Genomic DNA, 13,217 nt, shown 5'->3' with positions numbered 1-13,217 from the left:
CTCATTCTCCCCAGCAGCTCATGTCTTCGTCGGCGACGTCTTCCGGCTTCTCCCATTCGGCTGGGTCCGGGCCGTTGATGTCGGCCTCTTGCTCGGCGCAGGCTTCCGCGAAGTCCGTCGCCCCGGCGGCATCGAGGCCACCCCGGAAAATGAATCGGGCTGCGCATTGCTCCACCCAGGTGGTGCGGGCGGCGGTGTGGTCGGTGGTGATGGTGTTCTCGGTCATGGTGATCCTTCAGGTGTTGGCAATACGACGGCGGCAGCAGTTCCCCAGGGGGTCTCGAGCGATGCGCTCGGCGTCGGCATGGGAGGTCAATGCGGTGGTGTCCTCCACTACGGGGCGGCCGCAGCCTGGGCACGGCCATTCGAGCTGCAGGTCATTGCCTGCGCCGATCAGGCGCGCGCCACCTGCAAGGCCGATCTCCCCCTGCCGGTTGTCGCAGCCCTGGCATTTGTCGCAAGCGGATCCCATGTCGATCGGCCATCCCGAGCCGTCTATGGCGCGCGGGCTCAGGACGTTGACTTTGCAGTGATGCATGTGTTCGGCCATTGCGGCCTCCTGTGTTGTGTGCCCTGTGGGGGCGGGGTCATGCGGGGAAGAGCTGCATCTGCTCGGTCTCGTACAGCTCGCACGATTCAGAGCAGCCGCCATCGGTGACGGGCGGGCGGTAGCCCGGGCCGGCGGCTTCGAATTCGGCGACCAGCTCCGATGCGCTGCGATAGCCGCGGTACATCTTTCTGGGGCCAGGAACGTTGTTGGGGCCGACGTTTCGATAGAGCTGATCCAGATGCACGGGGAAGTCGAAGTTCCGCGGGTCCTCTCGATAGAGCCGCAGCAGCTTGGCGTCCGATTTTTTGTAGCAGGCCACGCAGTTGCCCTGGTGCTCGGCGATCTTCAGATCCCAGGGAAACGGCTCGAAGAAATCCAGCACGTCCTGCTTATCGACGGACTCGATGTCCACGAGCGGGTAGATGATCCGCTCTCGCTCAGCGACTTCACGCCGCACGCGTCGCGGCTCGTCCGCCCGTATGCCAATGGCTGTTTCATACGAACCTTTGTCCCAACCGATTGAGCGCAGATAGGACTTGATGGGGTTCTGCTTCAGCTCGCGTGTGCAATGCGAAAAAGTATGATTCGGCACGCCGTACTTCGCCGAGACCTCGCCGAAAACAGATCCGTCGCAAGCCGCTGTCTCGTAGCTTACGACGCGATGCGTGCAAGACTTCCGACCAGGGTGGGGGACCGCCTCCAACCAGATCAGACCGAGCCCGAGCCAACGGTCCACCGCGTGTGCGAAGTCCAGCGTCTCCTGACGCTCCCAAGACGTGTTGGCGAAGGTGTAGACGATGTCGTGCGTGTCGCCGAAGCGGCGCTGCAAGATCTCGCACATCTTCGCGCTGGAACGCCCACCGCTAAACGAAGCGTTGATGCGTGGTTTCATGTCGGCTCCAGAAATGAAAAGGCCCGCGGCTGTGGGCGGCGGGCCTTGGGGTTGAGGTGGGTCAGGCAGCTTTGCGCCCGGGCGGGTGGACAGGGCAGGGCCACCGCAGCGACCCGTCGCCGGTGGGGCAGGTGCACGCGGCCATGGCCCGGCCGGCCGCCGCCTGCTGATAGGCGCCCAGTGCTGCGCGCAGCTGGGCGTTCTCTTCGGTCAGGTCGGCGGCCAGCCGTTCGAGGTTCTCCCGGCTCCAGAGGGCGAAGTTCGCCATCAGCTGGCCCTCCGCGTCTTCATGGCTTCGAGCAGCAGGTCCTGCACTTCGCGTTTCGTCTCGATCCGCGCCATGACCAGCTCGTCCACCGTGTCGCGGGCCACGATGTTGTGGATGAACACCGGGCGATCGTGGCCGGCCTGCATCTGGCGAGTGGGCCCGATCCGCTCGATCATTTGCAGCCGATCCTCCAGGGTCCACCAGTGCCCGAAGAACGCGAGGATGTTGCAGTGCTGTTGCAGCCCGTCCACCCCGTGCCCCATGCTCGCCGGGTGGCCGAACCACACGCGGCCCTTGCCGGCCTGGGCCGCGCGCAGCCCTGCGTGCGATGACAGGTGGATGCCGTCCGGGTACGCGCGCTGCAGCCGTGCCAGGTCGCTTTTGAAGTGGTAGGCCACCAGCACGGGCGCGCCGCCGGCTTCCTCGATGATGCTGTCGAGCGCCTGCAGCTTGGCGTCGTGTAGCTCCTTCCAGTCCTCGCTGCCCTCGCCGACGTAGGCGGCGCCGTTCGCGATCTGCAGGCATTTGATCGTGCGCGCGGCCGCGTTGAACGCCTCCACCTGGTGGCTCTCGATCTCGGTGAACATGGCCTTCTCCATTTCCCGGTAGTGCTTGCGGGCCTGCATTGGCAGGTCCACGTGGATGGTGTTCACGATCGGCTCGCGCAGGTCGAACCAGTCCTTCGCGTCCACGGTGAGGCACACGTCGCGCATGAGGTCCTGGATCTCCTTCTGCGCGTGGGCGAGGGGCGTGCTGCCGTAGCCGTCGTGCGACGCCTGGAACCAGCGCTGCGAGAACGCGGTGTAGGTGCGGCCCAGGCGCTGGCCGCGGTCGATGAACCACGCCTGCCCCCACAGGTCCTGCAGGCCGTTCGGGCTGGGCGTGCCGGTGAGCTGCACCAGCCGGCGCACGTGAGTGTGCGCCACCTGGGCGAGCGCCTTCGCGCGCTGCGTGCCCTGCTTCAGCCGGAAGCCCTTCACCTTCGTGGCCTCGTCCAGCACCACCGTGCGGTAGGGCCACCGGTCGCCCCAGTGCTCCACCAACCAAGGCAGGTTCTCGTAGTTGATCGTGTAGACCTGGGCCGGCGTGCGCAGCGCCAGCAGCCGCTCGGCTTGGCCGCCCACGATGGGCACCACGTTGATGCCGCGCAGGTGCTCCCACTTCCTCACCTCGTCTGGCCAGGTGGTGCGTGCCACGCGCAGCGGCGCCACCACCAGCACCGGATCGTCCTCGGCGAGCAGCAGCGCATCGATGGCGTTGAGCGTGCCGGAGGTCTTGCCCATGCCCATACCGGCCCAGATCGCGCAGCGCTCGTGCGTGAGGATGTGGTTCGTGATCAACTGCTGGTAGGGGCGGGGCGTGAAGTGCTTGCGGGGGGTCATTCGTCGCAGTCCTCGCTGCTGCTGCTGCTGCTGCTGCTGCTCTGCGCGGCGCTTGTGCCGCAGCATTCAGGGTGGAACATGCCTGGGCATTCGCCGTGGTCGCACGGCGGATCCCACCACTTGTCGCTCGCCTGACAGGCGCGGCCGGGCTGGCGCCCTTGGCAAGAGGCGCTGTGGTTGGTGCAGTCGCAGAGCGGCATTTTGTAAACGGGAATCACGCTGCCACCTCGGTATCGGGTCGCGGGCAGTCCTCCGGGACCGGCGCAATGCACCACACGCGCTCGAACCGGCTCGGGCCGGAGCAGGGCGCCCAGCGGTCCACGCAGGCGTCGGCCATCGCCTCCAGGGCTCGGGCCACGGTCACGCGGTCGCGCCCGGTGATGTTCACCACCTCCGCAACGGTGGCGCCGTCGGGTTGCTGGCGCAGCCACTCGCGGATGTCTGCCTGCAGCGGGCGGTTGTCTCGGATCATGATCGTTTCTCCAGGAGCCGGTCGATGCCGGCGTCGTCGTCGATGACGTGCACCACGGCGCCGGCAGCGCGCAGGCGCTCGTGCTGGCGCAGTTGGTCGGGGCGCGGGCGCTGGCCCTTACGCTTGAGCTCTACGAATTCGGGCGCACGGCCGGGGAGCATCACCACGCGGTCGGGCACGCCGCGCCGGCCGGGGCTGGTGAATTTCCAGGCCAGGCCGCCAGCGGCCTCCACCCGCTTGACGAGGGCGGCTTCCACTTCGCTCTCACGCTTCGGTTTTTCGGTCGGTTGCGCCCCTGCGGCGAGGTCCAGAATCTCGCCGCCAGTGAGGCCGGGAAATCGCGCGCCCATCTCGTGGCTGAAGGCTTCCATCGCCTTGATTTGCGGTGCTGAAAATCTGGTAGTGCGTCGGGCCATCGATCAATCCTTTTTGTACCTGTCGGTTTCGAACCCCGCGGCCGCCAGCGGCATGTCCGGGGCCCACGGCGGGTTGGCGGCCAGCAGGCTGGCCAGGTGCTCGGCGCTGTAGTCGGACGTGTCGGGCGCCTCGGTGATCACTTCGTCGTGCACCGTGAGCACGATCGAGTAGCCCGCGGCCTCGATCAGCGGCATGTTGTGGGCCATAACATCGCGCGCCACGCTTTGGCACACGTTCTCGAAGAGCTTGCCGCCGTACGTGCTCAGGCGCGACCACTTCCGGCTGTACTGGTTGTTGCCCATGTAGCTCAGCTTGCCGCCCACCACCTGCGGTGACGGGTAGCACATCACGCTGCCCGAGGGCAGGCCGATGCGCAGCCAGTTGCCGTCGCGGCGCGCCTTCAACATGCCGACGCGCACGGTTTGCTCGGGCCATTCGATCGCCTGGATGGCGCCGTTCTGCAGCGTCGCCCAGAAGCCCGCAATGGCCTTGTGAGCGCTGCGCCACCCGAGCTTGAACGACTCGCACACCAGCCACGCCAGATCGCTCAGGCCCAGGTCGTGCGGCGGGTTGCGTCCTTGGTCGCGGTGCCACTGCAGCATGATGTGGGCCTGCCCCATCGTCTCCGCGGGGATGGCGCGCGATGCCTGCTTCGCCAGGGCCTCCAGGTCAATCCCGTAGGCCGCGGCGAAGGTCACGAACGCGCCCACGCCACCCTCGTAGCCCAGGGCCAGCTCCTGCACCTTCCCGATCTGCCGCTGGTCCTTGGTGACGTCCTCAGGCTTCACGCCGAAGGACTTGCCGTAGGCCAGCTTGTAGAGGTCGGGCCCGGTGCCTGCGTCGAAGTCGCGGAACGCCTTCAGCTTCCACTGCTCGCCCGCGAGCCACGCCTGATCGCGCCCCTCGATGTTCGAGAGGTCGGCCACCACCAGCTTGCGCCCGCGCGGCGCCACGATCGTGCCGCGGATCGCCGAGCTCGCCATCTCCATGACGTTGGTGTAGGTGAGGTCCGCGCATCGTGCCTTCATCGCCTCGATGCCCAGGTCAATGTCGTCCTGATCCAGCACCGGTCGCGGCAGGTTCTGCGGCTGGAAGAGCCGCCCCGCCCAGCGTCGGGTGCGGCTCGCACCCGAGAATTGCAGCGTGCCGCGCAGGCGGCCGTCGGCGCTGGTGCCCTTGGCGAGCGTCTTGTATTTGGCCGTGCTGGAGCTGCTGGCCTGCAGCCGGATTCCCAGCAGCGCGCGCAGGGTGGGCGGCAGGTCGGGGTCGGCCATGTGCCGCTCGAGCGTCGCCTGCTGCGTGTCCGGCAGGTCCACGCCGTGCTCCTGCAGCACGAACGCCAGCAGCTTGTCGCGCTTCGTGGTGCTCTCCACCTGGCCCTGGGTGATGGCCTGCGTGCGCGCCGCGAGCGTCTTCTGGGCGTCCTCGACCGAGGCGATGGCCGCCTGCACCAGCTCGGTGTCGATAGCCACGCCGCGGTCGTTGATCTGCTGGTCCAGGTGCCACAGCGCCAGCTCGGCGCCGCGGTAGTTCCAGACCGGCAGCCGGGCGTGCACGACGCGCATGGCCTCGATGTCGAGGGCTGCGTACTCGACGAACCGCGCCCACTCGGCCGGGTGCGTCTCGCGCGTCGCGCGGCGCAGCTTGCTGGTTTTCGGCCGCGGCTTGCAAAAGAGCTGGATCAGCTGCTTGCCGGCCTTGTCCTTGGCCTGGTCCACGGGCACCTGCAGCACCTCGCACAGCGCGCCCAGGGCGCCCGGCAGCCCGTGCACCAGCGCCTGCACCATGGTGTCGCGCCAGCGCTCGCGCGCCGGGCACAGCGGGGCCAGGGCATGGCCCAGCACCGTGCGGTCGAAGTGGCTGTTATGCGCCCAGACCTCGTCGGCCCGTTCGATCGCCGCTGTCAGGTCGCCCGGCGGCAGCGGGTCGGCGGTGCAATCCCACACGCGCACCGGGCCGTCGTCCACCGCCCAGGCGAAGAGCATCACCTCGGCGGCCGCGGCATAGACGTGCGTGCCGTGGGTGATCGGCACTTCGCAATAGGTTTCGAGGTCAAGCCAGAGTTTCATGCCAGTTCCTCTTCGCGTGCTGTGGATGTGGCGGTGGCGGGCCGCTGTTTGCGCTTCGGGGTCGCTGGCGGTTCCTCGCCGAGCAGTTCAGCAAGCAGGCGGTCCTGCAGGTGCTGCATGTTCAGCACCGACTGGCGCCAGTAGCTGGCCTTCAGTTCGAAACCGATCCCCCGCCGGCCCTTTTCGACGGCCACGTACACCTCCGAACCGATGCCCATGAAGGGCGTCAGCACCGTCTCGCCCGGATTGCTCCACAGATCCACGCAGCGTTCGATCACGTCGAGCTGCAGCGGACTGATGTGCTGCTCGTCCTTCTCGTCGCGCGCGCTGCGGTACTGCAGCGTGCGGCTTTGCCGGATGTCGGTCCAGACCGGCGACGCGTAGCGCTGCCAGGTCATGATCGAAACCCACTGCGGAAACGGCCACGGCTGCTTCCCCTCGGCGCGCAACACCTCCGCGTGCCTTTCGTAGGCGGCGCGCGACACGTCCACAGCGTCCCCGGCGTAGTGCTCGAGCAAGCCGGCCACGGCCACTTCGTTGTCGCCGAGCTTGCGGAAGGTCACCACGTAGTCGGCCAAACCCTGGCCGCTGATGGTGCTGTCCTTGGTCAGCTGCTTGTGGAGGAGGCGGATGCTCTTCGTGCGCTGCTGCGCGACGACGGGGTCCTTCCAGATGCACACCTCGCTATGCATCACCCACCCGGCGGCCTGGTACGCGCGCACCACGTCTCCACGGAAGTCCCGCATGCCGATGTATCCCTCGCGCGTCTTCGTGGCGGGCAGCTGCATGACGTGCACGCTGTGCAGCCGGCCCGGCCGGGTCACCCGGTGCAGCTCGCGGATCAGGAACTGGTAGTGCTCCCAGAACGACGGCCCGTCGTTGTTGGACACGTCGCGGTCGCTGTTCGTGAACTTGTAGAGCCCTTCGAAGGGCGGGGAATGGATGCCGAAATGCACGCTGTTGTCGGGCACGGCGCGGATCAGCTCGCACGCGTCGCCGTGGTAGATCGCGTACTCATGGCAGAGCACCTGGTCGATGGCCTTGATGGGGGTCATGCGGCTTCCTGTTTCAGCCAGTAGGGGAGGGCGACCGGCAGCGCCGGCGCATATTCGTCTTGCTCTCGGGTGGCGCCGTGCACCAGCTCGCTGGAGAGGTCTGCCATCTGGGCCACCATCGCGGCACCCATCCGCTCGGCGTCGGCTTCCTTGCGCTTCAGGTTTTCCAGGACCGCGCCCTCGGTGGATGCTGCGATGAAGGTCACGTCCACAGGCTGGGCCTGGCCGAAGCGCCAGAAGCGGCGCACGGCCTGGTAGACCTGCTCGAAGCTGTCGTTCAGGCCCACGAAACCCGTGGCCGCACAGTGCTGCCAATTCATGCCGAACCCGGCGATGCTGGGCTTCGTGACCAGCACCCGGATGCGACCTTCCGAGAAATCCTTGAGCTTGCGCTCCTTCTCGTCTTCCTTGTCCGATCCGCGCACCTCTACAGCTCCAGGGATTGCGGCCGCAAGGGCCTCGCTCTCGGCGTTCAGGTTGCACCACCAAACGAAGTGCCCCTCGGCAGGTGTCCTCGCGACGGCCAGCGCCACGCGTTGCGCGATGCTGTCGCGCCGTGCGGCGAGTCGCTCGCCCAGTGTTGCGGCCGCAACGCCTTCGACCGGCACGATGTGCTCGTGCTGGCGCAGTGGTGGCAGTGCATAACCGCCGTCGGCGTAGCCCAAATCGGAAGGCCGCCGCAGCAGCACCGACCACGAGCACATCCAGCTCCAGAAGGCGTCCTCCGCGTGGCCCTTCAGCCGCCACTTCGACGTGTCGCCGCCGTCATGGGTGAAGAACGTGGCCTGCATGCCGGTCACGCTCATGACCCCCAGGAACTCGGCGTGATTTCCCAGCTCGGTGAAGTCGTTGGGCGCGGGCGTCGCCGTGGCACATAGGCGGTAGGGAACGTCCTTGCACGCCTCGATCAGCGCGGTGCGGGTCTTGCCGTCGAACGCCTTCAGGATGCTGCTCTCGTCGAGGATCACCCCCGTGAATTGCGACATGTCGAAGTGGTGCAGCTTGGCGTAGTTGGTGACGGTGACGCCCGGCTCCACCTCGGCCTGCGTGGCGCACTGCTTGGCCGGCAGGCCGAACTTGCCGGCCTCGCGCACCATCTGCGCTGCGACGGCCAACGGCGTGAGCAGCAGCACATTGCCGCCGGTCGCGCGGTGCACGCCCTGGCCCCAGGCCAGCTGCATGAACGACTTGCCCAGGCCCGTCTGCGCGAAGATGGCAGCGCGCCCGCGGCGCAGGGCCCACCGCACGATGTCGCGCTGGAAGGGGAACAGTTGGGGCGGCAGCTCCAGGTCTTCCCGCAGCCCGGTTGCCGGATCGCGGCGGGCCTTGCGGCCGAGAAACTCGTGGTACGTGGACATTTTTGCTCCTGTGCTTTGACCGGCCCGCGCCCGGCGGGCCTGTCGAAACACCCTCGGGCCGCGGCCCGAGGTGCGATCGTCACGCTGCAGCTTTCGCGCCACCCTTCGGCCAACCCGCCTTCACGAAGTCGGCCACGATGTTGGCGACGACAGGAACGCTCCGGTTCGCCGCTGCTTCATCCGCAGGGAGATACTTCACGAACTCGGGCAGCATCTCGGCCAGCTGCTTACGCGTGGTGGCGCCATACGCCGCGGCCCTGAGGTCGGCGCGCAATGCACTGTGCCGTTCGTTCTGCTCCTCGTGCTTCTTGTACAGCTCTGCGCCCTTGCGAATCGCTTCTTCGGACGGTTTGTGGTCGCTGCGCCCAGGCACACGGGCGCTGAATCCGCGGCCGTAGCGCGAGCCAGCCCAGTCCGTGTGCACATAGTCGCGAAGGGCCTTGTCGTTCCACAGCTTCCGCACGGCCGGCGGTAACTGCGCCACCGCATCGGCGGTCATGACCTTGCGATACTCCTCTTCGAAGTCGATCTTCGGCACGTCGTTCATGGCTGCACGGACGAAGGCATCGCGGATGGTGTTGGTCAGCTTCACGGGTTCTCTCCTTGGCTTTTCGAAGGACCTCGGGCCGCGGCCCGAGGTGCGGATCACGCGAGGTCGTCGGCCGTGGCGCCGCTGCTCACGTCGTCGAACTCGTCCTCGCTCGCGGCACCGCCACCGGTGAAGCTGTCGCCGTCGCGGACGAACTGCACGCCGCTCAGCGTGGCGTTGATGCGCTTGCCGAAGTTGTTGTCCTGGGCCCAGAGGTCGAGCACCACGTTCACGTAGCAGCCGGCGTAGGGCTTGCCGTCGGCGGCCACCAGCGGCGTCTTGTCGGAGTCGAGCACCGTGGGCCGAACGGGGTTGCGCGCGCTCACGAACAGGTTGCCGGGGAAGCCTTCGTAGCTTGCCTTCATGTCGCCGTCGTGCAGGCACACCTTGTCGGCCGCGCGCAGCTGCTTGAGCATCACCTCCGCCTTGGCGCCCCACTTTTCCTTCGCGCACGCCTCGATGGCGGTGTTGATGGTCTTCACCTGCGGGTCGGCCGGGTCGATCAGCAGCGCCGCGCTGAACGCGGGCTTGCCCTCGCCGTTCACGGTCTTGGCCTCGAAGAGGGCGGGGAAGGCGAGTCGCACGTTGGTCAGCTTCAATTTCATGATGGTCTTTCAGTGGGTGGTGGGTCAAACGAGGTCGCTCACGGCCTCTTCCTGTGAGGGTGTGGTGGCGACGGGATCGAAGTCGTCGGCGACGGCGCTCAGCACCAGCGCCGGGCGCTTGTCGGACTCGGGCGCCACGCTGGGCTTGCCCTCGGCCTGGGTGATCAGGGCGGCCACCTTCGGCCACTGACGCGGCCCGATGAAGTTGCCCTTTGCCAGCTTCTCCGCCGTGGTGGGGCTGATCAGGCTGTAGTCGTACATCTGGTCGTGCTTCACGCGCATGGCCTTCAGCACGGCCTCGGCCTCCTCTTCGGAGGTCCAGCGGCGGTTGCCGCGCTTGCCCTGCACCAGCTTCCAGCCGGGCACCGGCACGCCGGCCAGCAGCCGCGTCTCCACCTCCGCGCGCACTGCCTTCAGCCACGCCTCGATGAGGTCAGCAGCCGCAAGGGCCCGCGCGAGGTCGTCGGCGGCGCTGGTCTTCACCGGCGCCACGACCTGGGCCTGGGAGCTGATGGCGATCACGTCGAAGTCCGCGCCCACCTCTTGCTGTACGCGCGCGGCGAGGGCGGGGCAGGTGGCCTTCGCCCGGCAGAACTTGCACTGCTTCTCGCCGGGCACGCGCGGCGCGTCAGCCGCGCGGGTGTCCGCCGCAGCGTTCCAGGCGGCCTGGCCGAACTGCTCCAGGTCCGCCACCGGCTGCGCCCACTCGCTGACCGAGCCCAGCCGGGGCTGGTGGATCACCAGGCGCACGGCCTGGAAGTCTCCCAACGCCGCGAACTCGTGGAGCGCGGCGAGCGCGTAGATCTGCAGCTGCGGGTTGTTGTCGGCATCCACCGGCACGCCGCGGCCGAACTTCAGATCCGCGACGATCAGCTCGCCGTCGGCGAGGATCACGGCGTCCGCCGTGCCGCGCGCGCCGGGCTCGCCGGTGATGTGCTCGATCGAGAGGCGCTGTTCCACCAGCAACTCGCCGCCCGTGCTCTGCACCAGGGCGCGCACATAGTCCACGTAGGCCTGCACGTGGGTGGCCATGTCCACGTCCACCGTGAACACACGCCCGTCGCGGCCCGCAGGGATCTTGAGCCCGATGCGGTCGGCGGCCGTGCCGCCTTCCACCAGGCAGAGGGCGGCCAGCTCGTGGGCCGCCGTCCCTTCATCGGCGAACTCGCTGCTCTTGTCCGGCAGGCCCTCGCACGCGGCGACGCTGCCGGGGCAGGCCATCCAGCGCGCGGCGCTGGATGGCGAGAGGAGGGCGTGCGCGCTCATGCCAGGGCGCCTTCCGCGAGCGCCGCCCGAGCACCCTCGACGAACTCGCCGAACTGCTCGGGCTTGAGGCCCGGCCCGGAGGCGGCGCCGAACTTGCCCAGCAGCGCCAGCGTGGCGTCGCGGCCGCGCTCCTTGCCCAGCTGGATGATCAGCGGCTTGATGTCCTTGTCGTAGGTGAGCGGTGCGTCAGTCGCAGCAGTCGAGGCTGGCGCAGGGGTTGCCGCAGATTCGGCAGCGGGGCTGGGTGCGCTGGCCGTCTTCTCGGGCGCAGCGGCCTCCGCCGCCGGCGCAGTACTCTGGCCACCCGCAGCCGCGGGGGCTGCTGCAGGCTTTGGGGCCTGCGCGGGCTCCTTGGCCGCGCTGCGGGTGGGCGCCGGGGCGGGCGTGGGCGCGGCTCCGCCGGCCAGGAATGCGGTCAGGGCGGTGAGGGCGGCCGCGTCGGGGACGGTGATGGATACGGTTGCGGGAAACATGCGTGCTCCTATGCAGTTACGGTTTCGGTGAGGGAAGAAAGACGGGAGAGCACGTCCCCCGCATCGATGGCGAGCGCGGCGAACTTCGCCGCCGTGGCGAGGCCGGTTTTCAGCGCTTCAGGGCTCTCGTAGCCGGCGTCGGCCAGCACGTGCAGCAGCGCGGCGGTGTTCTCCGCGCCGTCGATCAGCGCCGCGCCCAGCTGGGCGATGCTCTCTGCGTTGAGGTCGTGGTCCGCGGCGGCGTCGTAGATGGCGGCCGGCTCGTCGGTGTCATCGAGCAGCGCCTCCAGGCGCTTGAGCAATTCCACCTCCAGCGCCGTGCTGGTCAGGTCGTTGATCTCGGCCCGCGCGATGCGCAGCACCTCGTCGTTGGAAAGGCGGGCCAAGTGCATGGATCACCCCACGACGAGGACAGCCACCGAAGCAACGGCGAGCACTGCGGCGCTGACGTAGGCCATGGCGGATTCGAGGACGCCGGGCTGCGCGGCTTGCGTGAGGCGGTAGGCCGTGCACGGGCTGTTGCCGGCGCGCCGAAAGAGGCGGTAGAGACGGAACGCGACCATCTGGGCTCCTGATGTGAAAAGGCCCGCACGTGGCGGGCCGGGTGGGGTGTAGAAAGACCGCTGCCCGAGGGGCGTGCCGGGGATGACCGGCGCGGCGAAGAGGCGGCCCTGAGCAGGACGCCGGAAGAAAAAGCCGCGTGGTGCGCCCCAAGAAGAGAGGGAGGGAGGAGGAGACGGGGCGCGCGGCTGGAAAACAGAAACGCCCTCGGCAGAGGGCGCTTGTGTTTTGCCCCTCGTGAGAGGGGCTATCGGTCGTTGCTGCTCTTGGCCTCCCGGAATGCCTCACCTGTTGTTGGCGCCGTGTACCGCGCATGGGCGGACTGGTGACGGGCCGGACTGCCCGCGCGACTTGCCCTGGTGGCTGGCGGCTTCCCCCTGCCGCATCGCTCTTTCATCCATCGTTGCCGGGGAATGCGCGGGGCGGCGCAAGCATCGTCGGCGGTGATGGGTTGGCTGGATTTTTAACGAGCTGCCGGGCTGCTCTCAATGGATGGGCCCCAACCGCTGCACACCGCTGACCGCTCCCGCCTCTGCTTCCTTTCGGCTTTACCGGCTTCCGTATCGCTCGCCGGGGGCGCATCGCTTTGTGTGCTGCGTTGGGATGAAGTATCACGTTCGTGAGTGCGTTTGTCAACACGATTGTGAGATTTCGATAAAATTTCTTCTACGCCCACCGGGCGAAGGAGCAGGCATGGAACGATTGGGCGTAAAAAAAAAAGCCCGCACGGAGCGGGCCTTAGGTCTGCCAAATGGAACGCCTACGCGAGAGCGGCGATGAACTTCTGAGGGAGGTTCAGGGGGGCGCGCATGTCAGGGCGGCCTGATTCGACCACCACATCGTTGTAGGCGACATCGCGCAGGAGTTCGATCTCGGCCACGTCGGTCTCGCGGGCCTTGCTGAGGGCCAGCTTCAGCGCTGACAGGTCCATGGCCACAGCCTGGCTTTCCAACGCGGTGTACTTCTTCAAATCCTGCTCGTTCACGATCGCCTTTTCAAGAGGGCGGATTGCGAGTGCGGCAGCGCCAGCCACGGCGAGCAGCGCGCCACCTGCCACGACTAGCCCATCAGGCAGTTTGGAGGAAAGCGAGGCGACCATGCCGGAGCCTCCCAGGATCCCGACGAACGTCAGGAACGTGCCAACACGGCGGTAAAGGCGCGCAGTCCGCTGCGTGATCCGCTGGGCATAGCGTATCTCGTTGATCAAGATCTGGTGCTGTTCTTTCTCGTCCATGGCTACTTCCTAGGAGGGGGTGGTGG

The 13,217-nt window shown here is 67.6% G+C and carries 17 protein-coding genes; all 17 read right to left on the bottom strand.

What is annotated here, in order from left to right; translation table 11 throughout:
- Nucleotide 1: 1 nt before the first annotated feature.
- The 17 genes from BLR99_RS02935 to BLR99_RS02865 all read right to left on the bottom strand — a co-directional run bounded on the left by BLR99_RS02935 (nucleotide 2) and on the right by BLR99_RS02865 (nucleotide 13,191).
- Nucleotides 2–226, bottom strand: coding sequence for a hypothetical protein (locus BLR99_RS02935; RefSeq protein ID WP_046060031.1), 225 nt, complete (start codon nucleotides 224–226; stop codon nucleotides 2–4).
- Nucleotides 227–235: 9 nt separating this feature from the next.
- On the bottom strand, nucleotides 236–550 hold the full coding sequence (locus tag BLR99_RS22395) for a hypothetical protein (protein WP_139160129.1): 315 nt from the start codon (nucleotides 548–550) through the stop codon (nucleotides 236–238).
- Between the two features lie 37 nt (nucleotides 551–587).
- Nucleotides 588–1,442: an adenine nucleotide alpha hydrolase family protein gene (locus BLR99_RS02930; RefSeq protein ID WP_074686813.1), complete on the bottom strand. Its 855-nt coding sequence runs from the start codon at nucleotides 1,440–1,442 to the stop codon at nucleotides 588–590.
- Nucleotides 1,443–1,503: 61 nt separating this feature from the next.
- Complete coding sequence (locus tag BLR99_RS02925; RefSeq protein ID WP_046060033.1) at nucleotides 1,504–1,710, bottom strand: hypothetical protein; 207 nt, start codon at nucleotides 1,708–1,710, stop codon at nucleotides 1,504–1,506.
- A complete protein-coding gene (locus BLR99_RS02920) occupies nucleotides 1,710–3,092 on the bottom strand; it encodes a DEAD/DEAH box helicase (protein WP_046060145.1) in 1,383 nt (460 codons plus the stop codon). Before BLR99_RS02920 ends, BLR99_RS02925 begins: the two co-directional genes overlap by 1 nt.
- 214 nt (nucleotides 3,093–3,306) lie before the next feature.
- Nucleotides 3,307–3,564 (bottom strand): hypothetical protein, encoded by a 258-nt coding sequence (locus BLR99_RS02915; RefSeq protein WP_046060034.1) that lies wholly within the window; start codon nucleotides 3,562–3,564, stop codon nucleotides 3,307–3,309.
- Complete coding sequence (locus tag BLR99_RS02910) at nucleotides 3,561–3,980, bottom strand: PDDEXK family nuclease (RefSeq protein WP_200896968.1); 420 nt, start codon at nucleotides 3,978–3,980, stop codon at nucleotides 3,561–3,563. Before BLR99_RS02910 ends, BLR99_RS02915 begins: the two co-directional genes overlap by 4 nt.
- A gap of 3 nt (nucleotides 3,981–3,983) precedes the next feature.
- Nucleotides 3,984–6,050: a DNA polymerase family A protein gene (locus BLR99_RS02905; protein WP_046060035.1), complete on the bottom strand. Its 2,067-nt coding sequence runs from the start codon at nucleotides 6,048–6,050 to the stop codon at nucleotides 3,984–3,986.
- Nucleotides 6,047–7,105, bottom strand: a complete 1,059-nt coding sequence (locus BLR99_RS02900) for a DNA-methyltransferase (RefSeq protein ID WP_082091313.1) — start codon at nucleotides 7,103–7,105, stop codon at nucleotides 6,047–6,049. The genes BLR99_RS02905 and BLR99_RS02900 overlap by 4 nt, the downstream gene beginning before the upstream one ends.
- On the bottom strand, nucleotides 7,102–8,463 hold the full coding sequence (locus BLR99_RS02895) for a DEAD/DEAH box helicase (RefSeq protein ID WP_046060036.1): 1,362 nt from the start codon (nucleotides 8,461–8,463) through the stop codon (nucleotides 7,102–7,104). The genes BLR99_RS02900 and BLR99_RS02895 overlap by 4 nt, the downstream gene beginning before the upstream one ends.
- Nucleotides 8,464–8,542: 79 nt before the next feature.
- Nucleotides 8,543–9,055 (bottom strand): Nmad5 family putative nucleotide modification protein, encoded by a 513-nt coding sequence (locus BLR99_RS02890; protein ID WP_046060037.1) that lies wholly within the window; start codon nucleotides 9,053–9,055, stop codon nucleotides 8,543–8,545.
- A gap of 53 nt (nucleotides 9,056–9,108) precedes the next feature.
- Nucleotides 9,109–9,657, bottom strand: a complete 549-nt coding sequence (locus tag BLR99_RS02885; RefSeq protein ID WP_046060038.1) for a DUF2815 family protein — start codon at nucleotides 9,655–9,657, stop codon at nucleotides 9,109–9,111.
- A 24-nt stretch (nucleotides 9,658–9,681) separates the two neighbouring features.
- Nucleotides 9,682–10,923 (bottom strand): DUF2800 domain-containing protein, encoded by a 1,242-nt coding sequence (locus BLR99_RS02880; RefSeq protein ID WP_046060039.1) that lies wholly within the window; start codon nucleotides 10,921–10,923, stop codon nucleotides 9,682–9,684.
- A complete protein-coding gene (locus BLR99_RS02875) occupies nucleotides 10,920–11,396 on the bottom strand; it encodes a hypothetical protein (RefSeq protein ID WP_046060040.1) in 477 nt (158 codons plus the stop codon). The genes BLR99_RS02880 and BLR99_RS02875 overlap by 4 nt, the downstream gene beginning before the upstream one ends.
- An 8-nt stretch (nucleotides 11,397–11,404) precedes the next feature.
- Nucleotides 11,405–11,788: a hypothetical protein gene (locus BLR99_RS02870; RefSeq protein ID WP_046060041.1), complete on the bottom strand. Its 384-nt coding sequence runs from the start codon at nucleotides 11,786–11,788 to the stop codon at nucleotides 11,405–11,407.
- Nucleotides 11,789–11,791: 3 nt separating this feature from the next.
- Complete coding sequence (locus BLR99_RS22990) at nucleotides 11,792–11,959, bottom strand: hypothetical protein (RefSeq protein WP_160321109.1); 168 nt, start codon at nucleotides 11,957–11,959, stop codon at nucleotides 11,792–11,794.
- A 758-nt stretch (nucleotides 11,960–12,717) separates the two neighbouring features.
- Nucleotides 12,718–13,191, bottom strand: a complete 474-nt coding sequence (locus tag BLR99_RS02865; RefSeq protein ID WP_046060042.1) for a hypothetical protein — start codon at nucleotides 13,189–13,191, stop codon at nucleotides 12,718–12,720.
- Between the last annotated feature and the right edge of the window lie 26 nt (nucleotides 13,192–13,217).

Source organism: Paracidovorax citrulli, from assembly GCF_900100305.1.
Classification (GTDB): Bacteria; Pseudomonadota; Gammaproteobacteria; order Burkholderiales; family Burkholderiaceae_C; genus Paracidovorax; species Paracidovorax citrulli.
Note: the sequence above shows the minus strand (reverse complement) of the source record. Positions and strands in the feature narration are given on the sequence as shown.